Origin of the sequence: Pseudomonas putida (genome assembly GCF_028682455.1) — a bacterium.
In the GTDB taxonomy this organism is placed as follows: Bacteria; Pseudomonadota; Gammaproteobacteria; order Pseudomonadales; family Pseudomonadaceae; genus Aquipseudomonas; species Aquipseudomonas putida_AA.
The window spans coordinates 484,504-507,096 of sequence record NZ_JANHLD010000001.1; the positions used below are offsets into that span (position 1 = coordinate 484,504).

A 22,593-nucleotide genomic window follows, 5' to 3' on the forward strand; every position below is an offset into this window, starting at 1 on the left:
ATTGTTCAAGTGGAGTCGTATCATGAGCAAATCCTGTGGTGGCGCCTGTGGCGGTGATGCAACGTCCGCAGCGGATACCGATATACAGGCCTCCTCCGAGGCGCCAGGGAGATGGGTCAGTGTTTATGCCGTGCCGAAGATGGACTGTCCATCAGAAGAACGAATGATTCGCCTAGCCCTGAACGGCTTTGAGGAGATTCGGGCGCTGTCCTTCGACTTGTCGAACCGCCGGCTGAAGGTCGTGCATGACGGCGAGGTCGAGCCCGTCACCTCGAAACTGAAGACCTTGGGGCTAGGCGCCTCGCTTCAGGAAACCGTCGCTGCAAATCCGGAGACCATCAAGGCCGCCGAGTTTTCGGCAGCTTCTGCTAAGCAAGAATCCGGGACCCTGCGCTGGTTGCTCGGCATCAATGCACTTCTGTTCGTGGTGGAAATGACTGCCGGTCTGATCGCCCGGTCCACCGGCCTGATTGGAGAATCCCTGGACAATTTTGCCGATGCGGCGGTGTACGGGCTTGCCCTTTATGCGGTTGGACATAGCGTGAAAATGCAGGTACGTGCCGCGCATCTTGCTGGTGTACTGCAACTGATCTTGGCTGTGGGCGTGCTCGTAGAGGTGGTGAGACGCTTTGTATTCGGTAGTGAGCCTGAATCGCTGGTGATGATGGCTATCGCATTCGTCGCATTGATTGCCAATACCAGTTGTCTGCTGCTCATATCCAAACATCGGGAAGGCGGGGCGCACATGAAGGCAAGCTGGATATTCTCGGCCAACGACGTGGTGATCAACCTGGGGGTCATCACCGCCGGCGCCCTGGTCGCGTGGACCGGTTCCAATTATCCGGATCTGATTATCGGCACCATCGCGGGGGGCATTGTACTTAACGGTGCCAGACGCATTTTGGCGTTGAAGGGTTAAATAATGCTCATTATTGGCAAAAAGCTCTCGCCGTATGCCCTATTGTCCATATCGGGCCTGCTGGCAGCGTCTGATCAGGCTGTAAAGTGGCTGGTGCAGCAATCAATGGCCTATGGCGAGTATGTTTCGGTGACCCCGTTCTTTAACTGGGTGCACCTATGGAACACCGGTGCCGCATTCAGTCTTTTTGCGAATGGTGGAGGCTGGCAGCGCTACTTTTTTATCGGAATCGCGGTAGTGGTCTCGATTTTTCTGATCAAGCTGATCCTTGAAAATCGTCATAAAGGAGAAGCCATCGCTTACAGTCTTATCCTCGGTGGCGCCATGGGCAACCTGATTGACCGGGTCTTTCGCGGCTATGTTGTGGATTCCTTTGATTTCTATTGGCGAGACTGGCATTGGCCGGCCTTCAACCTGGCTGATATTGCAATTGTCCTCGGTGCCTTACTTTTCGTTTCCAGCAGCTTGTTGGGTAAAAAAGCAAACACCAATGCCGAGTCGGATGGATCTGACTGACACCTACGCCTATACAACACCATGACCGAACTTCCCGACAACATCCTTCACCTGCCGCAATACCAAGTACTGGGCTGCAAATCAACCGACGACGAAATGCACTTCCAGGTGGACGTGCCCGATCCCATCGCCTGCGAGGAATGCGGCGTGCAGGGTGAGTTCGTACGGTTCGGCAAGCGTGACGTTCCCTATCGTGATCTGCCCATCCACGGCAAGCGGGTCACTCTCTGGGTGGTCCGCCGCCGATACACCTGCCGGGCCTGCAAGACAACATTCAGGCCCCAGCTACCGGAGATGGTGGACGGATTCCGTATGACACTGCGGCTGCATGAGTACGTGGAGAAGGAATCCTTCAACCACCCCTACACCTTTGTGGCGGCACAGACCGGCCTGGACGAGAAGACGGTGCGCGACATCTTCAACGCCCGCGCCGAGTTCCTGGGGCGCTGGCACCGCTTCGAGACGCCCCGCATCCTGGGCATTGACGAGCTATACCTGAACAAGCGCTACCGCTGCATTCTGACCAACATTGAGGAGCGAACCCTGCTCGACCTGCTGGCCACCCGCCGCCAGGACGTGGTGACCAACTACCTGATGAAGCTGAAAGACCGGCAGAAGGTCGAGATCGTCAGCATGGACATGTGGAACCCCTACCGGGCAGCGGTCAAGGCTGTGCTGCCCCAGGCCCGTATCGTGGTCGATAAGTTCCATGTGGTGCGCATGGCCAACGATGCCCTAGAGAGAGTGCGCAAGGGCCTCAGAAAGGAGCTGAAACCGTCCCAGAGCCGGACTCTCAAGGGAGACCGGAAAATCCTGCTGAAACGCGCTCACGAAGTCTCAGACCGGGAGCGCCTCATCATGGAGACCTGGACAGGCGCGTTCCCGCAACTGCTGGCCGCCTACGAGCACAAGGAGCGCTTCTACGGCATCTGGGACGCCACCACACGGCTCCAGGCAGAAGCCGCCCTGGACGAGTGGATAGCCACCATCCCGAAGGGCCAAAAGGAAGTCTGGAGCGATCTGGTCAGGGCAGTGGGAAACTGGCGCGAAGAGACCATGACCTACTTCGAGACGGACATGCCCGTCACCAACGCTTACACGGAGTCCATCAACCGACTGGCCAAGGACAAGAACCGTGAAGGGCGCGGTTACTCCTTCGAGGTGATGCGGGCACGAATGCTCTACACCACGAAGCACAAGAAGAAGGCACCGACTGCGAAGGTCTCTCCTTTCTACAAGAAAACCATCGGTTACGGACTGCCGGACTTCGCAGAGGAACTCAACTACGGAGTCGATCTATCAACCATCTGAGGGTGGTATCAGATTGATGGGGTGAAGGTGCCCCATCAACCATTAAATCCGTATACCCGAAATTACATTTCAGTCAGCGCGATGTCATTTATCTAGTTTTGATTACGGCAACCTGTCCCGGCTGCCCGGTATTCAAGAATATTCAGATCGCCATTGGAGTCCTCGTAGGTCATCTGGGCCGGCATCACACCGCAGCTAGAGTCCGTCGGGGTAGTGGCCACGACCCTGGCGATATCGAGTTTCATGCCGTAGCGGTAATGAATAACTTCAGGCGGATTCTTTCCGTTAGCGGCAGCATACTCTTGCATGGCCTGCTCATTGGCCTGAATCATCCGACCATAAACACGATCAGCGCCGCCTTCTGCCAGAGTGGCAGAGGAAACAACCATAGCGGCAAGGGCTGCAATAACTTTGAGGCTTTTCATGTTTAATCACTCCTTCAAGGTGGTGATTAAAATATATCCGCTCAACCTGTCATAAAAATGAAGTCAAAGTTACATCGCCGTAATGCTTCCTGCCGCGTTACCCGGGCGAGTCAGCTTGGCGCGTGGCTTGCCCGGGTTTGTAAAGCTATAGCTCCTGCGGTGCGCGAACCTTCTGTGTACGCTGCCTTCGCATCAGCCAGTACGCGGCCGGCAAAACCAACATGGACATCAGCGGCGCGGTAATCATGCCGCCGACCATGGGCGCGGCGATGCGCTTCATCACCTCAGATCCGGCACCTCCGCCCCAGAGGATTGGCAACAGGCCGGCGATGATCACGGCCACCGTCATCACCTTGGGCCGCACGCGCAGCACTGCGCCTTCACGAATTGCCTCCAGTAGTGCCGGGTCACCGCTGCGCCCGGCATCCATACGTGCATGCCAGGCATTCTTCAGGTACAGCAGCATGATCACCCCAAATTCCGCCGAGACGCCGGCCAAGGCGATAAAGCCGACCCCAGTGGCAACCGACAGGTTGAAGCCGAACCAGTAGAGCAGCCAGATGCCGCCCGATAGGGCGAAGGGCAGGGTTGCCATGATCAGTAGGGCCTCACCGAAGCGGCTGAAGGTCAGGTAAAGCAGCACGAAGATGATCAACAAGGTCGCCGGTACCACCCAGGCCAGCCGTGCATTGGCGCGCTCCAGGAACTCGAACTGACCGGAGTAGGAGACGGTCATGCCAGCATCGAGTTGTACCTGCTCAGCTACGCGTTGCTGCAACTCGCGCACGGTCGATGCCAGGTCGCGCCCACGGACATCGACATAGACCCAACCGGACAGACGCCCGTTCTCGCTGCGCAGCATTGGCGGCCCTTCGGTCAGACTAACCTGGGCGACGGTGCCCAAGGTGATCTGCTGGCCGGCTTGCGTGAGGATCGGCATACGCCGTAGTGCCTGCGGACTGTCTCGCCACTCCTTGGGATAGCGCAGGTTGATCGGGAAGCGGGCCAGTCCTTCAACCGTCTCACCAATATTGCTGCCGCCGATGGCGCCCGATACCACCGCCTGCACATCGGCGATGCTCAGGCCATAGCGCGCCGCGGCCAGTCGATCGATCTGGATGTCCACGTAACGGCCGCCAGTAAGGCGTTCTGCCAAGGCCGAACTCACCCCAGGCACCTCTTTGGCCACGGCCTCGATATCGCGCGTTATGCGCTCGATGTCGACCAAGGAGGTTCCGGACACTTTCACCCCAATGGGGCTCTTGATCCCCGTCGCCAGCATGTCGATGCGGTTGCGGATGGGCGGCACCCAGATATTGGACAGCCCCGGAACTTTTACCGCGCGATCCAGTTCCTCGATCAGCTTTTCGGGTGTCATCCCCGCGCGCCATTGATCGCGTGGTTTGAACTGCACCGTGGTCTCGAACATTTCCAGCGGTGCTGGATCGGTGGCGGTCTCTGCTCGCCCGGCCTTGCCGAATACCCGTGCCACTTCGGGCACCGTGAGGATCATCCGGTTGGTTTGCTGCAGCAGCTGGGTGGCCTTGCTGGCCGGCAAGCCGGGCAGGGCTGATGGCATGTACAACAGGTCGCCCTCGTCCATCGGCGGTAGAAACTCTCCTCCGAGTCTGCTGAGGGGCCAGAGACTGGACAAAAACACTAGCAAGGCCAGCGCTAGGGTCACCTTAGGCCAAGCCAGCACCCACTCCAGCACCGGCCGGTATGCACCGATCAGCCAACGATTCAAGGGGTTCTGTTGTTCGCTGGGGATATGCCCACGAATCCAATAGCCCATCAGCACCGGTACCAAGGTGATCGAGAGGCCAGCAGCGGCAGCCATGGCATAGGTCTTGGTGAATGCCAGCGGGCCAAACAAGCGACCCTCCTGGGCCTCCAGGGTGAAGACCGGGAGGAAAGACAGGGTGATGATCAAAAGGCTGAAGAACAGCGCCGGCCCGACCTCGGCCGCAGCTTCGCCGATCACCCGCCAGTGCGCCTCGCCCTGAAGCGGTTCACCGGGGTGTCGAGCCTTCCAGGCCTCGATGTGCTTGTGCGCGTTCTCGATCATCACCACGGCGGCATCGACCATGGCGCCGATGGCGATTGCGATCCCGCCGAGCGACATGATGTTGGCATTGACGCCCTGGTAGCGCATGACGATGAAGGCCATCAGGATGCCCAGGGGCAGGGTGATGATCGCGACCAGCGACGAGCGCAGGTGCCAGAGGAAGATCAGGCAAACCAGGGCAACCACCGCGAACTCTTCCAGCAGCTTGTAGCTGAGGTTATCGATGGCGCGGTCGATCAATTGCGAACGGTCATAGGTGGTGACCACCTCGACGCCGGCCGGCAAGCTGCCCTTCAGGCTGTCCAGCTTGGTCTTCACCGCGGCGATGGTATCGCGGGCATTCTTTCCGGAGCGCAAGATGACCACGCCACCTACAACTTCACCCTGGCCATCCAGCTCGGCAATGCCACGACGCATCTCTGGCCCCAACTGAATGGTGGCCACCTGACCCAGCAGCACCGGAACTCCGCTGGCCGAAGCCCGCAGCGGCACATTGCGGAAATCCGCCAGGCTCTCTAGATAGCCTGAAGCCCGGACCATGTACTCGCGCTCTGCCAGCTCCAGGATGGCGCCGCCGGTTTCCTGATTGGCGCTCTTCAGCGCCGCTTCGACCTCCTGCTGAGTTACCCCATAAGCCACCAGCTTCTGGGGATCGAGCAGCACTTGGTATTGCTTGACCATGCCGCCGAGGGTGGCCACTTCGGCTACGTTGGGCAGGCCCTTGAGTTCGTACTTAAGGAACCAGTCCTGCAGTGCCCGCAGCTGGGCAAGATCATGCTGGCCGCTGCGGTCGACCAAGGCGTACTGGTAGATCCAGCCCACGCCGGTGGCATCCGGCCCAAGGGTGGTGGTAACACCCTCGGGCAGGCGTTCCTGCGCCTGGTTGAGGTACTCCAGCACCCGCGAGCGTGCCCAGTAGAGGTCGGTATCGTCCTCGAACAGCACATAAACGAAGGAGTCGCCGAAGAACGAGTAGCCGCGCACTGTCTTCGCCCCCGGCACCGAGAGCATGGTGGTGGCCAGCGGGTAGGTCACCTGGTTCTCGACAATCTGCGGTGCCTGCCCGGGGAAGCTTGTGCGGATGATGACCTGGGTGTCGGACAGATCCGGCAGTGCATCCAACGGCGTGTTGCGCAGCGACCAGATGCCCAGGGCGGTGATGAACAGGGTCGCCAGCAGCACCAGAAAGCGATTGCCGATAGACCAGTGGATCAGGCGTGCGATCATGGCTGGTCTCCTTCCTTGCTGAGCTGCTCGATCATCAGGCCGGAGTTTTTCTGGCGGGCGCCGATACGTACGTGATCTCCTGGCTTAAGTCCCACAGCTACTTCTGAGCTGACCAATGGAAAAGCCATGGTCATACCTGGCATATTCAGGCTCTCGAAGGGCCCGTGCTCCAGGGTGACTGACTCCGCGTCCAGAGCACGAATCACACCATGGGCCTCATGTAGTTCCTTCTTATTGTCCTGCTCGGCATGGCTGGCCATGACACCCTGTAGGCTGGCCTCCGAATCGATGAGGAACTGGCCGGAGGTAACGACCGCCTGACCCTCCTCAAGACCGGACAACACCTCCAGACGCCCATCAGCCTCGCGGCCCAAGGTTATTTCCAGGGGGCGGTAGCGCCCATCGCCTTCTACCAGCATCACCAACGCACGCTTCCCGGTGCGAATCACGGCTTCACTCGGCACAAGAAGCGTGGATTGTTCGACGGCACTGTTCAGGCGTACGGCGGCGAACATGCCGGGGCGCAACTTACCGGCAGGGTTGGGTAGCTCGCTGCGTACCGTGAGCGTGCGTGTTTGCGGATCGGCACTCGGCAGCAAGGCTATGACGCGGCCCAGCAGCGGTCGATCAGGAAAGGCCGTCAGGTTGGCGCGGATCTCGTCCCCGACCTGGATACTTCCGGCCATGGCCTCGGGTATCGCCGCATCGAGCCAGACACTGGATAGCCCGTTAATCAACGCCAGATCCTGCCCGGCTTCGACGGTCATCCCGGCGCGTACCTGCAAGGCTTGGAGCTCGCCGCTGATAGGTGTGGTGAGGGTTTGCACCGCCCGTGGTCTGCCGCTGCGGCGGACCTGCTCGATCAACGTTTGAGGCATGCCAAGCAGGCGCAGGCGCTCTTGGGCCGCACTTATCAAGCGAGTGTCAGCGGTACGCAGTACCGCCAGGAACTCCAACTGCGCGGCGGACCATTCGGGAATCAGCAGGTCGACCAGGGGGGCTCCGGCAGGCAGCACATCGCCCGGGGCGCGACCGTAAACCCGCTCGACGAATCCGCCGGCGCGGGCCTGGAGGTTCGCCACTTCTCGCTGGTTATAGGCCAGGGAACCCACCGCCTCGATATCCGAGGGCAGTACACCTCGGATCACCATCGAGGTTCGCATTCCGAGGTTCTGCACGGCTTGAGCGGGGATGCTCAGGACAGACGGATCCTGCTCGGATCCTGCGTATTTAGGGACAAGTTCCATATCCATGAAAGGTGACTTGCCCGGCTTATCGAAGCGCTGCTCAGGCTGCATCGGGTCGTACCAATAGAGCACCTTGCGCTCGTCCGTCGGTGCGGAGCTAGGCAGGATCTCGTGTTTGGCTTGCCGCTGGGCCAGCCAGTAGCCACCGCCCGCCGCGCCAATGCCCACGGCCAGCAAGGCGACCGCAAAACCAAATGCCGATATCTTCATTTCAGTCCCTCCACATAGGCGTAGTACAGGCTTGCGGAGAGCTGGCTCAGCTTGCGCTGCTGTTCAATCTGCCGTAGCTGAGCCTCGATCAGGTCGCGCTGGGCGGTGAGGACGGATGTCAGCTGGCTGTTGCCGGCCTGGTAAGCGGCAAGTTCGAGATCGGCACGTTTGCTTGCAAGCGGGATCAAGGTTTTTTCGGTGCGTGACAAGGTCCTGCGCAGTTGCTCAAGCTCGGCAATACCGCCTTCCAGCTCAGCCTGATGGGCGCGCAGTAATGCTTCCTGCTCGGCTTCCATCTGCGACACGCTTTGTTGTCTGGCGTTGATCTTGGGCCCCTGACGTGTGCCTACGAACAACGGCAGGTCGAAGGTAAATTGCACCATCACCATATCGCCGAATTGGTTGTCGCGATTGTTGTAGGCAAACTCAACACCCCAGTCGGGGGTCTTCTCGGCGATGGCCTCGTTCAGCTCGGCGCTAGCCTCGCCGACTCGGGCGGAGGCAGCGCGCAACTCAGGGTGTGAGGCAATGCGTTGCTGCAGGTGCGGTACCACCAGGTTCAGATTGGGAACACCTCCTTGCAAAGGCTGGTCAGCCTCGTTGCCTATCCAGCGGCGCAGCTTGGCACGAGCTACTGCCACATCGCGATTCAGTTCATCTCGCCGATCTTGTAACGCCAAAGCTTCCTGGTCGGCCTGCAACAGCTCGCCAGGCTGAGCACTACCGCCGGCAATCAGCGATTGCACGGTCGAGCGGAGCATCTCGATCTGACGGTCCAGTTGATCGAAGAGGCCAACACTGCGTTCGGCGTAGTACACGTCCAGCCAGCTCACTGCTGTCTGGCGCTTGATCTCCAACTGCATGGCACGCTGCTCGGCCTCGGCTCGGACAACTGAAGCCTCGGCCACCTGGCGCCGAGCCTGACGCTTGTCACTGTTGGGGACTTCCTGCATGAGCCCAATGCGGCGCATGGTCATGGAGTCACGATTAAGTGTGTAACGGTCAGGGCCTTCGATCGGCAGGTTGTCGATGCCTAGAATCAGCTTGGGATCGGGCAGGGCGTCTGCGGGCCCTACAGCCTGTTGTGCCGAAGCCACCTGCGCCTGGCGCGCGAGGTTCTCAGGGGCACTCTGCTCGGCCAGAGCTTGGGCTCGTTCGAAGGTTAGGGGCTGCGCCTGCGCGGCAAGCCAGGGAGCTGCCCAGAATGCGGCAGCCAACACACCGAGATAGCCACGGCGTGGAAAAAGGAAAGCGGACATGCTTTCGCCTCCAATGCGATTGATCGAGGTCGCAGCTACGAAACGTGGCCGCGACGATGCGCCTGACTGTAAGGCGCGGGATGATCACTGCATTAGACGAAACGAGGAGGGCGCCAGAGTCCTGCTGGCTCTCGCTTAATCACCGACTGTGTCAGCAATATTTCGGGGCGTGAGGGAAGAGGGGATATGCTCTTGATCACATTGGTCTGGAGAAGTCCTCCGGTCTTGCATTCCTGGCCGGATTTGCAGGGAGACTTATTGGCCACCCCATCAGACGTGTCCATTTGCTCGCAGCACGGAGCATCGGCCGTTGCATGGCCCTGATGATCGGCGCTCTGCATCGGGCAAGGTTGTGCCGGCATGCTGAAAGCCATACCGCCGAAGGTCGGCAGCACGAGGCTAGCAATCATTACCAGGATCAATCCAATCCGACGCACAGCAATTCACCAAGCGGGGCTATAGGGCGACTATAGCAGATTGCCTCGAGGCATGAGTGCACTTCGACGTGCCCCGCAAGCGTGTGACATGTGTGGGAGGTTGAGGTCGTAATGATGCGGACGTGTACTACGTGTCGATTGCTGAAATTTGTAAATGACTGAGCTCGATCCATTGATCCACTTGGTTAAGGCCATAGGCTGCCGCTGGACGAGTCGGCGCCATAGAAGAGCTCATTGCGCGTCTGCCCCGGGCTGAAGGCGTTAAATGTATACACAATGTTCAATTCGCCCCAAAAGCGTGTTCACTTGCTCATAGCCCGATCTAGTCATCAGTATGCTGCAAGGCACTTGATGTGCTAATCCGATGGCGGGCTTGTACAGCCAGAGTACGGCAAGCGTTCGAGATCCAAGCACATGCGTAGCTAGTGCTAATGCCTGCTGGCACCTTCCAACGAAACACCGATGGACGAAGCTCCAGCAACCCAATGGTGCAATGGGGCAAAACGCGATTATTTCAGTTTTGTTCATGTTGCACCCCTCAAAGGTGAATCCTGCCTTTCAGCCACACAGTCGCCCAGCGGGCTCCATTTTTTTGCCACTTTGCGCGGCAATGTCGAGCAATCTTCCTTGTTTCTCAGACCGAGCAAGCAGAATCTCTCGTGCGCCGTCTTCAATTGTCGATTTTAGAAGCCATCTGTCAGTCTTTATTTTCCGTCGACCCTTCATCGCATATCTCCGCCCGTAGGGCCTGGGGCACCAGTTACAACTGAGAGGATCTCGTAATCCCTGGTTACGCCAGCCAGAGTAGCTTGGCTCCTGCAGTGGGCTCCATTCAATATGGGTATGACAGCTGTGCAGCTCATAGCGCTCCCCATCATGGGCAGTGCCATAGCCCCAGTGTGCCGAACTGATGCCCGTCAGTATCCAAGCGGGTGGAGCAACTGCATACATCGCACACGACGTCTGTAACGGTCTCGACCTCAGCTCTTCCGGTTATTTTCATCGCTGATTCCTACAAATGCCCCTGACTTTCGCTTTCAGCATACAGGCTCCAGGACGGAGCGTAGGCTAGCCGAAGCATTTCTAGACGTTCACCGACTTAACGTAGTTGTAGTCACTCATGTTCGCATGGATGGAAATCAGGACGTTGAAGGTCTTTCCCAGAGAGGCAGAGATTAGATGGTGTCCATAACTGCTGTACGTTCGGATTACGCTGCCCGCACCCCTACGTTCGGACTATCGTCGAAGATCATCAGGCTCGGCAGGTGCGCCAGCACCCGGGCCACGCCACCCAGGCCGCTGACAAAGCCCTCGATCAGCTGTTGCTCCTGCCCAAAGCGCGCCTGGCGCTGTTCGGTGAGCCCGGCGGGCATTTGCACATCGACCAGCGTCCACGGCACCGGCGACCACACCAGCAGGTACATGGCCATGACCTCGGCAAAGGTCACCAAGTGATTGTCGGCATTGCTGCTGGTGAAGATCGGCTTGCGCGTACCGCCGAAGAAGCGCTCGCGCAGGGATTCGTTGCTCTCCAGGGCTGGTAGCAGGTCGGCACGGTGGTAGTAGCTGGCAGGGTGCTGGTAAAGCGCCTGGCTGTCATCGACAACGGCGCCTTCAAGGTGCTCGTCAAACAGCTCCAGGCGCGCGATCAAGGCATGGATGGCGCGCAGCATGGGGCCGGCGACGTCATCGGCATACACCTGGTCGCCACTCATCATCAGCAGGGCAGGGCGTGCGGTGGGCTCGGTACATTCCATCAACAGGCGATCTGCACACAGCAGGCCGTCGGCAGCGGGGTGGTGCGGCTTGCGGCAGGACCCGTGAAGCAGTTGCTCGAGACGTGAATGCAGGACGAAGCTGGGGAGCTGGGCGCCCTCGTAAAGCAGGTGCGGGGCCCATTGGGCGATACCTTGCGGGCCGGTCGCGGTCTGCAGGATCAGGTCATAGTCGATCTGCACATCGCAAGGCAGTGGGCTGTCGAGGTGGATATCGATCAGGTGCACGAAGGCCTGGCGACCGATAGGCACGACCTGGCAGTCGATGCTGGGTGCAATGCCTGCAGCACTTAGCGCAAGTTCTGGCTGCACGGGCTGTGAAGCGACCAGCCAGAACACCATCCTTTGTGATTCGAGGCGGCGCAGCACGGGGCCGGCCAGTACTGCGGGTAGTGCAGAAGGTTCAGGCATCAGATCTCTGAAAGCAAAGTCGAAAGCATCGCGGGTCAAGCCCGCTCCTACCGGCTGGAGGAGCGGACTTGACCCGCGATGTGGCCTTCAAGGCCGCAAAAAGGAAAGAATGCTCCGCATTCCTCGCCTCAGTGGCAAACGTCGATTTGTATCAGGCTTTTGCAGCCAGCAAGGCCTCAAGTTTTTCCTGGTCCCGTGCAAACTGGCGAATCCCCTCGGCCAGCTTCTCGGTGGCCATGGCGTCTTCGTTGGACGCCCAGCGGAATTGCGCCTCGGTCAGTTGCTGGCGCGTTTCGCCCTTGTTGCCCGGCTTGAGGATACGCGGCAGGTCGCCCTGGTCGTCGCTCAGCTGTTGCAGCAGTTCAGGGCTGATGGTCAGCCGGTCGCAGCCAGCCAGCTGCTCGATCTGGCCAATGTTGCGAAAGCTCGCCCCCATCACCACGGTGTTGTAACCGTTGGTCTTGTAGTAGTCGTAGATCCGCGTCACCGACTGCACGCCAGGATCTTCGGCGCCCACATACTCCTTGCCGGTGGACTTCTTGTACCAGTCGTAGATACGGCCCACGAACGGTGAAATCAGGAACACCCCGGCGTCGGCACAGGCTTGGGCCTGGGCGAAGGAGAACAGCAGTGTCAGGTTGGTCTGGATGCCTTCCTTCTCCAGCTTCTCGGCAGCACGAATGCCTTCCCAGGTGGAGGCCAGCTTGATCAGCACGCGATCGCGGCCAACGCCGGCTTTTTCGTACAGCTCGATCAAATGGCGGGCCTTGGCCAGCATGGCAGGCTCATCAAATGACAGGCGGGCATCGACTTCGGTAGAGATACGCCCCGGAATCACCTTGAGAATGCCGGCGCCAATGGCCACGGCGAAGGTGTCACAGGCCAGGCCGACATCGCCTTTGCCGTGCTCGACCGACTGCTTGAGCAGATCGGCATAACCGGGCATGGCGGCGGCCTTGAGCAATAGCGAGGGGTTGGTGGTGGCATCGACCGGTTTGAGGCGGCTGATGGCATCAATATCACCAGTGTCGGCAACCACAGTGGTGAACTGCTTGAGTTGTTCCAGCTTGGAGGTCATGGGCGTGCTCTGTCCTGTGCGATGGATCGACATTACCCGAGCGTTGCCAGCCGCTCAAGGGCTGGCGGGCAAGCAGGGGCAATGGATAAGGCTTCGAGTCCGCAAGCCCGCACAGGTTCCGGAGCTAGCGACCTTGCAGCAGCTCGCCGGCCTGGTCGAGCAGGGCCAGTGGGTCGTGGGTCTTGTGGATATCCACCGAGAGCAACTGACGGAACTTGCGTGCCCCCGGGAAGCCCTGGCCGAGGCCGAGAATGTGCCGGGTCACATGGTGCATGGCACCGCCCGACGCCAGGTGCGCGGCGATATAAGGACGCAACTTGGCCAGCGCCTCGCTGCGGCTGATCACCGGTGCCTGGCTGCCGAACAGTTGCTGGTCGACTTCGGCCAGCACATACGGATTGTGATAGGCCTCGCGCCCCAGCATCACCCCGTCGAACGTCTGCAGATGTTCCTGGCATTCGGCCAGTGTCTTGATACCGCCATTGAGCACGATCTCAAGATCAGGGAAATCCGCTTTCAACTGCGCGGCCACGTCATAACGCAGTGGCGGAATCTCACGGTTTTCCTTCGGCGACAACCCTTCAAGAATCGCAATGCGCGCATGCACGGTAAAACTGCGGCAACCCGCGTCACGCACCTGGCCAACGAAATCGCATAGCTCGGCATAACTGTCGCGACCGTTGATCCCGATACGATGCTTGACCGTGACCGGAATCTGCACCGCATCCTGCATCGCCTTGACGCAATCACCCACCAGCGCCGGGTGCCCCATCAGGCAGGCACCGATCATATTGTTCTGCACCCGATCACTGGGGCAGCCGACATTGAGGTTCACCTCATCGTAGCCAGCGTCCTGGGCCAGCCTGGCGCACGCAGCCAGATCTGCCGGCACGCTGCCGCCCAGTTGCAAGGCCAGGGGGTGTTCGGCTTCGTCATGGCGCAGAAAGCGTTCGGTGTCGCCGTGCAGCAGGGCGCCGGTGGTGACCATTTCGGTGTAGAGCAGGGCATTGCTGGAGAGTAGGCGCAGGAAGAACCTGCAATGCCTATCCGTCCAGTCCATCATCGGCGCTACGCTGAAGCGGCGGGAGGGCTCAGGGCGCGTGTTTTGTGGATTTGAGGCTGTTTCTAGGGTCATTCTGGTCTACGCATTTTTGTACCATTTTCCGGGGTTTTTGGGCGTTTTTGGTGTGACGGTGGTACGATGTACCACCGCCAATTACGCTTGTACCACCGAAAATCATGGCAACGATCAGAGCAAGGAAAAAGGCCGATGGGACGGTGAGTTATACCGTCCAGATCCGCCTCAAGAAAAAGGGTGTCATAGTCTACCAAGAAGCCCAGACGTTCGCCCGAAAGCAGGCGGCTCAGGCGTGGGCGAAGCGACGGGAGACTGAGTTGGCTGTTCCCGGTGCAATCGAGCGGGCCAGCCGAAAAGGGCACACTATCAACGAAATGATAGATCGCTATCTGGTCGAGGCCGAGAAAGCCCGGCCCTTGGGCGAGACCAAGCGGCGCACCCTCAGCGCTATCAAGAAAAGCTACCTAGGTGAAAAGGTCGACTCGGCAATCAGTCAGCAAGTGCTAGTGGACTATGCACTGTGGCGCATGAGTCCAGACGGGGGAGGGATTAAGCCGCAGACGGCCGGCAATGACTTGGCGCACTTGGGCTCAGTGTTGTCGTTGGCCAGGGCGGCTTGGGGCTATGAGATTGATCCCCAGGCAATGCCTGATGCGCGGCTCGTGCTCAAGAAGTTCGGCTACAACATGAAAAGCCGTGAGCGAGATCGGCGGCCTACGTTGGAAGAGTTAGATAAGGTGTTGAAGCACTTCTTCGAGATGCTAGAGCGTCGACCCAGCGTTATACATATGCCCAAGGTATTAGCGTTCGCTATTTATTCTACGCGACGGATGGATGAGATCACCCGCATTCGATGGGAGGATCTGGACGAGCATCAGCAGGCTGTGAAAGTGCGGGACATGAAAAACCCTGGTCAGAAGATCGGCAATGACGTCTGGTGTTACTTGCCCGATGAAGCTTGGATTGTTGTGCAGAGTATGCCCCGGGAGTGTGCCGAGATATTCCCGTACAATACGGATTCAATAGGCACAGCCTGGTCAAAGGCGTGCAAGATGACCGGCATCTTGGATCTGCACTTTCATGACTTGCGCCACGAAGGGGTGAGCCGGTTGTTTGAAATGGACTGGGACATTCCGAGGGTTTCGAGTGTGTCTGGTCACCGCGACTGGAATTCGCTACGGCGTTATACCCATTTGCGTGGGCGCGGGGATCGGTACAAGGATTGGAAGTGGTTGGATCAGATTATCCAGGCGCCGGTTAAACTCGGCGCCCGGGTAGGCTAGTTAGCCTGCACGTAGAGGTTTGTTCAGTTGCGCGCATTCGAGGCGCGCAGCTTCCCTCTGCCGGTCCAGGTAGAGGGCCAGATCAGCGATGTGCACGCCTCTGGCACTTTTCTGGCTAGCTTCGAGCCTGGTGATCGGGAGCTGGATTTGCCCGGCCAGCACCTTGCGTTGAAACATATCGGGCGTCAGGTGCGTGAAATAGTCGGTGCACACCTGCTCTATTGAGATGATGGCTTTGCCGTTGTATTGCGCCATCAGAACGAAAGCGGTGTTCATGGGTGTCTCCCCTGTGTTCGTTTTGCGGCCACGTTCGCCATGTACGCTGCCCACTTGTCGCCCTCCCTCTGTTGGCGGATACGACTGCACTTCGTGTGCCGGCGGGTCGACCTACCGTTGCCGCAGACATCGCAGATGGCGGGTAGGTCGAGACTGTGCGAGGCCATGGGAGGGCGGATGCGTGTGATTGCCTTGCTGGTCATGGCATCTCCCTCTGGAACTCGACGACCCAGACCCAGGGATTGGCGTCCCAGTTGCCTCCAGTTGAGTTCCATAGGCCTGCAAAACCGAGAATCTCCGCTTCCCGGCAGAGGTGGCGGACAGGGGATGTCTCCAAGTGTTGGCGGCAGATCTCGCCGTCCACGCCTTCAGCTACCGCTTGGTCCGGTGTGATGTGCTGCAGGCGTTGGACGCGCACATCCGTGATCTCCAGCAGGATGCGGCTGGCCCAGCGTGGCATATGGATGCTCGGCACCCATCCGGTGTAACCGCTCTCGGCTGCCCAGGTGCTGCCGTGTTCAGGGTCGGGCTGCAAGCAGCGGTAGGGGTGTGCATGGCTGTGATAGACCACTGGGTAAGGCCCGTCAGCTCGATAGATTGTTCGGTAGGTGACGCCGGGTGGGCCAGGAATGCCAGACCGTCCAGCTTGTGAGTAGCGGCCGTCTGCCACTTGCACGGGGTGTACGTCTTGCCAGCTTTCGCGCACCCACAGGCGGTCGCCTGGCTGGCCGAATGGGCACTTGAAGTCCCAGCCATTGCTAGGCACTCCGTTCAAGTGCCCGAGTTGAGGCCGCCAGTACCAATCGACAGTTGCGGGGCCGTGTGGATAGTCACGGCGCGGGATCGCGTCGGTTACCGGCACACCAGGCTGATGCTTGACCGCCCGACGCGTTACCGTCTTCCGGCCTTCCAGCAGGGCGCGAATCATGGTGCTGTTGAACAGGATTGGGCGCTCTTTCATGGCTTGCGCTCCAGGGCTGCGCGGGCTTCAAGCAGAGCATCGCCTTCGTCGGTGATTTCCCAATATGCTGGGCTTCGCTGCACTCGATTCAGTAGACCAAGTTGCACCAAAACGTCAAACCACGCCTTTCCAATATCAGCGCCCTGGCTGTCTTCTGCGCAATCACGAAAACGCTTGAGCTTTTTGATTACTCTCTGGGCGAAGCGGGGCAGCTCAACGCGCTCAACCGGCGCACGCCGTATGTTACAGATCGCGACAGTTTCATCATCCAGAGTTACGACCGGGCCAAGTTCAGCTAGGGTCTTGATGGCCTCGGGATGATTCGCTTTCAGGGCCTCCCGCTCGGCCGACTTCCAGAGGTACACTCCTGTGCTGAGGGATTCAGCTCCTTTCTTGGCGTACTTAAGGAAATCCTTCGTGCGGCAATGTGGGCAGATGTAAAGCGGGTCGTCATCCTCCCCTTCGCCCGTGTTAGCGTTGTAAAGGTAGCCGCCAGGCTTGCACTGCCAGTCACCTGTCGAGTATCCGCACGCCTTCTTGCTCGGCTCTGCGTTGGCGGATAGGTTGCTGATCTCGGGCTTGCAGCCCTCAGCGTTTACCAGGCGGTGGCGCTCGATCTCTGCGATCAGTTCCAGCACAGTCGTTGGCGGTACCGCCATACCGTAGTCATTCAGTGCCGCATAGTCGTGCTGATCGCGCTGCGCTGCTTCGGCCAAGGTCTTCAGTTTCAGGATGTTGATGTTCATACCTTGGTCATCCTGCTTGATGATGAACCCCGCTGCCTGGCGGATCTTGGAGCACTTGTCGTGGCCGCCCTTGCGCACACGGGGCTTGCTGCATACATCGCAAATTGCCGACATGGCTGGTCTGAACATGGTTTGCATGCCCTTGTGGCGGCGGATGCTTGGTTGGTAGGTCATGCTGCCTCTCCTGTCTTACTGGTACCGGCAGGGGTGTTGCGTAGTTGGGAGTGGATGCGCCGGGCAAGGCTCTGAATGCTGAGACGGCCATTGTGGGCTCGGACACACCACGGCTCGGTCCCTTTCGCAGCTTCCCAAGTGCGCTGGGCCATCTGCAGAGTTTCTGCAGCTTTCGTCAGTTGCTCATAGTCACTTTTGGTTACCGCGAGCCCGGTGTAGGAAAGGATCCTGGCCTCCAGCTCTGCGTTGGTTGCCTTCAGTGCTGCCTTAATCTGAGCGAATCGCTTCTGCTCGGCTTCGCGTTCCTTGGCAAGGTGCGTGATGTCATTGCTTAGCGCTGTTGTGTGCCCCCGACTGAGTCGCTGCATCTCGATGAGGCCGGCGCTATACCCTGAGTTGTATGCACGCTGTCGGGTGGTGCGAAACAGGAATGGGAGAAATGCCAGGGTAAACAGCCACAGAGCGGCCAGGGCGAGGATGTAGTGTTGCTGTTGCATGTGTTGTGCTCCAGATGTCACTCGGCACCAAGCCATGAAGCCGTGGTGAGGGCTTGGTGCCGAGCAAAGTGTCCCTGCGGGCCGGGACCGCCTTTAAGTCGCTTGCTTCGCTTGCGTATCGAGGAAGTCAGCGAGGTCGTGTAGGTACACCACTGGCTTGGCTCGTGCGGAGTTATGCGGCTTGCTGAGCTTGAGCCCGATCCGTTTGGCTTTAATCAGCTCGCGCAGACGGCGATCTGTTTTGATGTGCGGGAAGTAGTGTTCTCGCACAGCGCTCAGCGTCGGGCAGGGAGTGGGGAACTGCTTGCGTAGCTGTGCCAATGTGTCGGTCATGGACGCCCCCCGCCCCCCTCTTGTTTTGGCCGGAGCTGAGTGCGGATGACCTCGGCAAGGTGGTCCTTGCAGGTACCCTTTGCGGCGGCACAGACGTCCCCCTGGTCGTTGGTCACGACGGCGCCGAAAGGGTGGACTGGGTCCGTTGTAGGTGTGATGTAAGCGATCTGGTTGGCATCAATGAGGCCGTTCAGGTGCTCCAGTGCCTCCAGCATGGCGATGGCTTGCTCGGACTGGCGCCCAGACTCAGTGCGACCGTTGGCAAGATCCTGGATGAAGTCTCGAAGATGTTGGTATTTGGCTGTGTCATCGCGCTGAAGGGTGAGCGAGCCTTTCTGCGGGCCAAACGTCACCGTTACCCGATGAGTTTCGGCGTCAGTCTCGATCATGACTTCGGCATTGATGGTCGCTTCGGGGCGCTGAACTGGGCAGATGGTTTCGCCGCCTTGGTCCAAGGCGTGCTGAAGCAGCATCACGTTGCGGAGAGGAACGATGTATTCGCTCACGCAGCACCTCCGCTCTGAACGGCTCGGGCGTGCCCATTGGGCGAAACGATGATTTGCAGGCCGGTACGGCGCTGGAAGGCGTCGACAGTGGCGGGGCGGCTGCAGGTGGACGGGTGTAGGTAGACCGTGCAGGTCGAATGACGATTTTTGGCTTGCATGCCTGGACCTCTGTGGTGAGAAGGTTGCGGTCCAGACAATACTCAAACGAATTAACGTGGTCAATACTTATGCGTATTGATTGAGTGGGTGATTGAGGGTTAGAAGATCTGGGTATTCATAAAAGGTTGTTGATGGTCTCCCGACTCTCCGTTGCTACAACTGCTTTTTGATTTCGAGAAAAGATGTTGACAGTCATGGGGCAAGGCGTTAGAGTTCATCTCAGGTGCTGAACACACCTCTCTAGGCGGAAGCCGCTCCCGAAAGTCAAAGCGGCTTTTTCACGTCCGTAGGTTTTGCGCTGCCTTCCAATGCGGGACAATGCATGCTTATGGCCGGGTGGCGCGCAGCTATACAAGACCCTTCGGGGAAATCTGCGGGCCGTCCTAGAGCGGTGTTCAAGCGCCCGGCCGCCTCTCTGAACAGGAGGCGAAATTGAACGATCTCTAGGAGGCCATCGTGGCTGCTCAATCCAATCTGCTCCCTCAGGGCGTCGCTACTGACGACACCCCGCACCAGACCTTCAACTTTGACCACTTGCCAGTTCGCACGGTCAACCGTGATGGCGAAATCTGGTTTGTTGCCGCTGATGTGTGCGCGGCACTTGCACACACCAACCCACGGATGGCAGTGTCAAGGCTGGATGATGACGAAAAGGGTGTAAGTAATGTTTACACCCCTGGAGGCTCACAGGAAGTGATGATCGTCAGCGAATCGGGCCTGTACAGCCTGATTCTGACCAGCCGCAAGGAAGAGGCCAAGCGGTTCAAGCGGTGGATCACCCACGAAGTTCTTCCAGCCATCCGTAAGACAGGGGTTACCAGAAATTCGAAGCCGCGCCCGCTTTGGACGTGACAGACGCCCCGTCCATGAAAGTTATGCGTGAGGTAGCCGACGACTACCTCAATGCCTACTACGAGGCGATCAAGGCAGGCAAAACACGCCACCACATTGATGGCGTGCAGACCGAAGTACTCCAGGCCATCTTGGCCCATGCGCTGATGAGTCAGCGCATGTTGGTGTCCTTCAATTCCATCGGTCAAATGAACTGCCGCCTGATTCCTGGTGATGCATCTGTTGTGAGCTTTGCCAAGGATGACTACTTCGACATTGCCCAGCATGTCCCGATGGAGCGACTGCCTGACATGTTGGATGCGCTGAACAAGCGCGTAGCCTGCCATCTTGGCGCTTTTAGCGAGCGCTTGCGCCGCGACTCTTCGAGGAAACTGGCGTGAGTGATCTGGCCATCCCGCAAACGCTTTTGCACCCGCTCAAAGCTACGGTAGTGGGCTTCCATGAGGAAGAGAACGAATACAGCTTCCAGGTGGAATATCCCGACCCCGAGGTTTGCCCTAACTGCGGGACGTGCGGCGAGGTGGTCAGATTCGGCAAGAAGCAGGTGAAGTTCCGTGACCTGCCGCTGCACGGGCGGTGGGTCACGCTCTGGCTGGTTCGCCGCCGCTTCATGTGCCGGGCCTGCAACACCACGTTCAGCCCGGCGCTGCCGGAGATGGCCGAGAGCAACCGGATGACCCGGCGGCTGGCCGACTACATCATCAAGGCCACGGTGGGCCGCACCAATAGTGACGTGGGCCGTGAAGTGGGTGTGAATGAGTCGGTCATCCGTACCTTGTTCCGCGACCACTTCGAGGCGCAGAAAGACCGCTACAAGCCTACCGCACCCCGCGTGCTGGGCATTGATGAGCTGTACCTGCAGCGCACCTATCGCTGCGTGCTTACCAACATCGAGGAGGAGACCATCATCGACCTGCTGGAATCACGCACCAAGCCACAGGTGACGGCCTACCTGTCGCGTCTCAAAGACCGCAAGGACATTGAGATTGTGTGCATGGACATGTGGAACCCCTACCGCGAGGTGACAAAGGCACTGATGCCACAGGCCACCATCGTGGTGGACAAGTTCCACATTCAGCGCATGGCCAATGAAGCCATGGAGAAGATCAGGAAAAGCCTGAAGGCCGGGCTGTCACAGCATCGCCGCAGGGCGCTCAAGGGCGACCGAAAGCTGATGCTAATGCGCGAGCACGACCTGAACCCGATGAACAGGATGGTGGTCGATACCTGGCTCAACCAATTCCCGGAGCTGGGCGCGGCCTACCGTCTCAAGGAGGAGTTCCTGAACATCTGGAATTTGGAAAATGAGTCTGACGCCAAAGAAGAATACCGGCGCTGGCATTCCAGCCTAACGCCGGAGGAGCGTCCGCAGTGGGCACCACTGACCACAGCAATGAGCAATTGGGAGGCGGAAATCTTCGCCTACTTCGGTAACGGGCAGCGCAACACCAATGCCTTCACCGAATCGATGAACCGGCAAATGAAAGACCTGAATAGGCTCACGCGCAGCATGTCCTTCGAGATGTTCCGCGCCAAGATTCTGTTCTCGGTCGAGCACAAGATGAAGCGCAAGGAAAAGCCCCGCCGGGAATCGCCATTCACTATGGGCTACGGCCTCCCGACAGATGCCAACCTTGCAGGGCGGGCGCCCTCTATGCGCGACATGGGGGCGCCCATTCGTCCTCTGCTGGAGTTCCTGCTGGAGCCTCCCATCAACATCAACCCGATGCCTTCGGCTGAGGGTTAGGAAGCTCCTGCATCAACAGGCTTTTATGAATACCCGAAGATCTCGACCTTTGAAACCACTACACCGCATATCAATGCGTCATCAGGTAGCTCGATGATCGGATCTGGCCAGGATGGGTTGAGAGGCTTGAGAAACTGTCGCTGCCCTTCAATAACGAGCTGTTTGAAGGTGGCCTCTCGGCTATCTGCGAGTTTGGCAATGACGAGTGACCCATTTTCATAGTCCTTTGCAGGGTCGACGAAGATGATGTCGCCTTCCCTGAACGACCGCCGCTCGTGGGGATTGAACATTGATAACCCTCTCACCCGAAGGGCAAAAGTGGCACTGCTATGCGATACAGCGCAGGGGAGCCAGCTTTCTACGTCCTGCAGTTCAAGCACTTCCTGCATTTCACACCAAGCTCCAGCTTGCACCCATGAGATCAAGGGAACGAAGCCGCGAATTCTCGGGCCAGGCTCAATGTTTGAATTGGGGCCGGTGTGGATGTTGGGAGCTTCTCCTCCTTTCCACAGCCACTCGGTCGTTACGCCAAGGGCTTTCGCTATTTTCTCAACGTTCGCTTGGCGAGGGCTGGCCGAAGCGCCGGTGAGGATCCTATGAATTGTTGGCTGAGGAACACCAGACTTCCTACCTAGCTCGCCTTCTGACCAGCCCAGTTCGTGCATTCGCTGTGCTACACGGTTTCCTATCACGGTCTGTTGCTCTGATTCGTTTACGTATCGGAAGTGTATTGCTTTGCTCAATACGTATGGGTATTATTGGTTCAATTCGGAAACGCATCGGTAATCACAATGACTATCCAGCAGATGCTTCAAAAACTGATTGGGTTGGGTTTTTCGCAGCGAGCAATTGCTGATCGAGTTGGTACGACCCAGCCGACTATCTATCGGGCAACGAAGGGGGCGGCGGTCCGCTATGAAGTGGGCAAGGCCATTGAGCTTTTGTATGAAGAGCAGATCAAGCTTGCTGGCACTTGCCAGAGTAAAGACTGCTGAGCTGGGGCCTCTCACCACAAGATTTTCCCCAGCTCAGCGATGACGGCGCAGTAGCGCCACCAAACCCACCATCCGGTTCCTTCTCACCACAAGATTCACCGGA

The 22,593-nt window shown here is 58.7% G+C and carries 22 protein-coding genes and 1 pseudogene; 8 read left to right on the forward strand and 15 right to left on the reverse strand.

Annotated features, from left to right (window positions below; all coding sequences use genetic code 11):
* Window positions 1-22 precede the first annotated feature (22 nt).
* Genes NPS58_RS02330 through NPS58_RS02340 form a run of 3 tightly spaced genes read left to right on the forward strand, consistent with a single transcriptional unit; the run spans window position 23 to window position 2,746 of the window.
* Window positions 23-919: a cation transporter gene (locus NPS58_RS02330; protein ID WP_004364974.1), complete on the forward strand. Its 897-nt coding sequence runs from the start codon at window positions 23-25 to the stop codon at window positions 917-919.
* A 3-nt stretch (window positions 920-922) separates the two neighbouring features.
* Complete coding sequence (gene lspA / locus NPS58_RS02335; RefSeq protein WP_003821921.1) at window positions 923-1,435, forward strand: signal peptidase II; 513 nt, start codon at window positions 923-925, stop codon at window positions 1,433-1,435.
* A gap of 21 nt (window positions 1,436-1,456) precedes the next feature.
* Entirely contained in the window at window positions 1,457-2,746 is a 1,290-nt protein-coding gene (locus NPS58_RS02340; RefSeq protein ID WP_004574636.1) for an ISL3-like element ISPpu12 family transposase, read from the forward strand.
* Window positions 2,747-2,838: 92 nt separating this feature from the next.
* Here NPS58_RS02340 and NPS58_RS02345 read toward each other — a convergent pair whose 3' ends face one another.
* The 8 genes and pseudogenes from NPS58_RS02345 to dusA all read right to left on the reverse strand — a co-directional run bounded on the left by NPS58_RS02345 (window position 2,839) and on the right by dusA (window position 14,018).
* Entirely contained in the window at window positions 2,839-3,171 is a 333-nt protein-coding gene (locus tag NPS58_RS02345; protein WP_004574339.1) for a DUF2790 domain-containing protein, read from the reverse strand.
* A gap of 145 nt (window positions 3,172-3,316) precedes the next feature.
* Window positions 3,317-6,466, reverse strand: a complete 3,150-nt coding sequence (locus NPS58_RS02350) for an efflux RND transporter permease subunit (protein WP_004374632.1) — start codon at window positions 6,464-6,466, stop codon at window positions 3,317-3,319.
* Window positions 6,463-7,923 (reverse strand): efflux RND transporter periplasmic adaptor subunit, encoded by a 1,461-nt coding sequence (locus NPS58_RS02355; RefSeq protein WP_004374629.1) that lies wholly within the window; start codon window positions 7,921-7,923, stop codon window positions 6,463-6,465. Before NPS58_RS02355 ends, NPS58_RS02350 begins: the two co-directional genes overlap by 4 nt.
* The gene (locus tag NPS58_RS02360; protein ID WP_004574340.1) at window positions 7,920-9,182 is read right to left on the reverse strand and encodes a TolC family protein; all 1,263 of its coding nucleotides are present in this window, start codon (window positions 9,180-9,182) and stop codon (window positions 7,920-7,922) included. The genes NPS58_RS02355 and NPS58_RS02360 overlap by 4 nt, the downstream gene beginning before the upstream one ends.
* Window positions 9,183-9,880: 698 nt before the next feature.
* The gene (locus NPS58_RS29510; protein WP_080952193.1) at window positions 9,881-10,147 is read right to left on the reverse strand and encodes an antitoxin Xre/MbcA/ParS toxin-binding domain-containing protein; all 267 of its coding nucleotides are present in this window, start codon (window positions 10,145-10,147) and stop codon (window positions 9,881-9,883) included.
* Between the two features lie 710 nt (window positions 10,148-10,857).
* Window positions 10,858-11,805: pseudogene (locus NPS58_RS02365) on the reverse strand (alkaline phosphatase family protein); the annotation flags it as partial.
* A 151-nt stretch (window positions 11,806-11,956) separates the two neighbouring features.
* Entirely contained in the window at window positions 11,957-12,883 is a 927-nt protein-coding gene (gene tal / locus NPS58_RS02370; RefSeq protein ID WP_274113173.1) for a transaldolase, read from the reverse strand.
* A gap of 124 nt (window positions 12,884-13,007) precedes the next feature.
* Window positions 13,008-14,018: a tRNA dihydrouridine(20/20a) synthase DusA gene (gene dusA, locus NPS58_RS02375; RefSeq protein ID WP_274113174.1), complete on the reverse strand. Its 1,011-nt coding sequence runs from the start codon at window positions 14,016-14,018 to the stop codon at window positions 13,008-13,010.
* Window positions 14,019-14,122: 104 nt separating this feature from the next.
* Between dusA and NPS58_RS02380 the strand changes: the two genes are divergently transcribed.
* Window positions 14,123-15,244, forward strand: a complete 1,122-nt coding sequence (locus NPS58_RS02380) for a site-specific integrase (RefSeq protein ID WP_274113175.1) — start codon at window positions 14,123-14,125, stop codon at window positions 15,242-15,244.
* Here NPS58_RS02380 and NPS58_RS02385 read toward each other — a convergent pair whose 3' ends face one another.
* From NPS58_RS02385 to NPS58_RS02415, 6 genes are all read right to left on the reverse strand, one after another.
* Window positions 15,245-15,520, reverse strand: coding sequence for a pyocin activator PrtN family protein (locus NPS58_RS02385; RefSeq protein WP_133978482.1), 276 nt, complete (start codon window positions 15,518-15,520; stop codon window positions 15,245-15,247). It abuts the gene before it with no gap.
* Window positions 15,521-15,719: 199 nt separating this feature from the next.
* Window positions 15,720-16,481, reverse strand: coding sequence for a hypothetical protein (locus tag NPS58_RS02395; RefSeq protein ID WP_274113180.1), 762 nt, complete (start codon window positions 16,479-16,481; stop codon window positions 15,720-15,722).
* Entirely contained in the window at window positions 16,478-17,401 is a 924-nt protein-coding gene (locus NPS58_RS02400; RefSeq protein ID WP_274113182.1) for a hypothetical protein, read from the reverse strand. Before NPS58_RS02400 ends, NPS58_RS02395 begins: the two co-directional genes overlap by 4 nt.
* Complete coding sequence (locus NPS58_RS02405) at window positions 17,398-17,898, reverse strand: hypothetical protein (protein ID WP_274113184.1); 501 nt, start codon at window positions 17,896-17,898, stop codon at window positions 17,398-17,400. Before NPS58_RS02405 ends, NPS58_RS02400 begins: the two co-directional genes overlap by 4 nt.
* A 93-nt stretch (window positions 17,899-17,991) precedes the next feature.
* A complete protein-coding gene (locus NPS58_RS02410; RefSeq protein ID WP_274113186.1) occupies window positions 17,992-18,231 on the reverse strand; it encodes a pyocin activator PrtN family protein in 240 nt (79 codons plus the stop codon).
* Window positions 18,228-18,737 (reverse strand): hypothetical protein, encoded by a 510-nt coding sequence (locus NPS58_RS02415; protein WP_274113188.1) that lies wholly within the window; start codon window positions 18,735-18,737, stop codon window positions 18,228-18,230. Before NPS58_RS02415 ends, NPS58_RS02410 begins: the two co-directional genes overlap by 4 nt.
* Window positions 18,738-19,352: 615 nt before the next feature.
* Between NPS58_RS02415 and NPS58_RS02420 the strand changes: the two genes are divergently transcribed.
* The 3 genes from NPS58_RS02420 to NPS58_RS02430 are packed head-to-tail and all read left to right on the forward strand — an operon-like array spanning window position 19,353 to window position 21,495.
* A complete protein-coding gene (locus NPS58_RS02420; protein WP_274112680.1) occupies window positions 19,353-19,748 on the forward strand; it encodes a BRO-N domain-containing protein in 396 nt (131 codons plus the stop codon).
* Window positions 19,749-19,762: 14 nt separating this feature from the next.
* Entirely contained in the window at window positions 19,763-20,128 is a 366-nt protein-coding gene (locus NPS58_RS02425; protein WP_274112682.1) for a hypothetical protein, read from the forward strand.
* Window positions 20,125-21,495 carry an ISL3 family transposase gene (locus NPS58_RS02430; RefSeq protein WP_274112684.1) on the forward strand — a complete coding sequence of 457 codons (1,371 nt, stop codon included), beginning with the start codon at window positions 20,125-20,127 and terminating at the stop codon, window positions 21,493-21,495. The genes NPS58_RS02425 and NPS58_RS02430 overlap by 4 nt, the downstream gene beginning before the upstream one ends.
* 23 nt (window positions 21,496-21,518) lie before the next feature.
* On the opposite strand, the gene NPS58_RS02435 is transcribed toward NPS58_RS02430, so the two are convergent.
* The gene (locus NPS58_RS02435) at window positions 21,519-22,187 is read right to left on the reverse strand and encodes a LexA family protein (protein WP_274113190.1); all 669 of its coding nucleotides are present in this window, start codon (window positions 22,185-22,187) and stop codon (window positions 21,519-21,521) included.
* A 99-nt stretch (window positions 22,188-22,286) separates the two neighbouring features.
* On the opposite strand from NPS58_RS02435, the gene NPS58_RS02440 reads away from it, so the two are divergent.
* Window positions 22,287-22,490: a hypothetical protein gene (locus NPS58_RS02440; RefSeq protein ID WP_274113192.1), complete on the forward strand. Its 204-nt coding sequence runs from the start codon at window positions 22,287-22,289 to the stop codon at window positions 22,488-22,490.
* The last annotated feature ends 103 nt before the right edge of the window (window positions 22,491-22,593 follow it).

Excerpts from the sequence above, each read along its gene's own strand:
- NPS58_RS02360 (WP_004574340.1), bottom strand. The coding sequence starts at position 9,182 with ATGTCCGCTTTCCTTTTTCCACGCCGTGGCTATCTCGGTGTGTTGGCT.
- NPS58_RS02385 (WP_133978482.1), bottom strand. The coding sequence starts at position 15,520 with ATGAACACCGCTTTCGTTCTGATGGCGCAATACAACGGCAAAGCCATC.
- NPS58_RS02345 (WP_004574339.1), bottom strand. The coding sequence starts at position 3,171 with ATGAAAAGCCTCAAAGTTATTGCAGCCCTTGCCGCTATGGTTGTTTCC.
- lspA (WP_003821921.1), top strand. The coding sequence starts at position 923 with ATGCTCATTATTGGCAAAAAGCTCTCGCCGTATGCCCTATTGTCCATA.
- NPS58_RS02340 (WP_004574636.1), top strand. The coding sequence starts at position 1,457 with ATGACCGAACTTCCCGACAACATCCTTCACCTGCCGCAATACCAAGTA.
- NPS58_RS02350 (WP_004374632.1), bottom strand. The coding sequence starts at position 6,466 with ATGATCGCACGCCTGATCCACTGGTCTATCGGCAATCGCTTTCTGGTG.
- tal (WP_274113173.1), bottom strand. The coding sequence starts at position 12,883 with ATGACCTCCAAGCTGGAACAACTCAAGCAGTTCACCACTGTGGTTGCC.
- dusA (WP_274113174.1), bottom strand. The coding sequence starts at position 14,018 with ATGACCCTAGAAACAGCCTCAAATCCACAAAACACGCGCCCTGAGCCC.
- NPS58_RS02395 (WP_274113180.1), bottom strand. The coding sequence starts at position 16,481 with ATGAAAGAGCGCCCAATCCTGTTCAACAGCACCATGATTCGCGCCCTG.
- NPS58_RS29510 (WP_080952193.1), bottom strand. The coding sequence starts at position 10,147 with ATGAACAAAACTGAAATAATCGCGTTTTGCCCCATTGCACCATTGGGT.
- NPS58_RS02405 (WP_274113184.1), bottom strand. The coding sequence starts at position 17,898 with ATGCAACAGCAACACTACATCCTCGCCCTGGCCGCTCTGTGGCTGTTT.
- NPS58_RS02330 (WP_004364974.1), top strand. The coding sequence starts at position 23 with ATGAGCAAATCCTGTGGTGGCGCCTGTGGCGGTGATGCAACGTCCGCA.
- NPS58_RS02410 (WP_274113186.1), bottom strand. The coding sequence starts at position 18,231 with ATGACCGACACATTGGCACAGCTACGCAAGCAGTTCCCCACTCCCTGC.
- NPS58_RS02440 (WP_274113192.1), top strand. The coding sequence starts at position 22,287 with ATGACTATCCAGCAGATGCTTCAAAAACTGATTGGGTTGGGTTTTTCG.
- NPS58_RS02425 (WP_274112682.1), top strand. The coding sequence starts at position 19,763 with ATGAAAGTTATGCGTGAGGTAGCCGACGACTACCTCAATGCCTACTAC.
- NPS58_RS02355 (WP_004374629.1), bottom strand. The coding sequence starts at position 7,923 with ATGAAGATATCGGCATTTGGTTTTGCGGTCGCCTTGCTGGCCGTGGGC.
- NPS58_RS02400 (WP_274113182.1), bottom strand. The coding sequence starts at position 17,401 with ATGACCTACCAACCAAGCATCCGCCGCCACAAGGGCATGCAAACCATG.
- NPS58_RS02380 (WP_274113175.1), top strand. The coding sequence starts at position 14,123 with ATGGCAACGATCAGAGCAAGGAAAAAGGCCGATGGGACGGTGAGTTAT.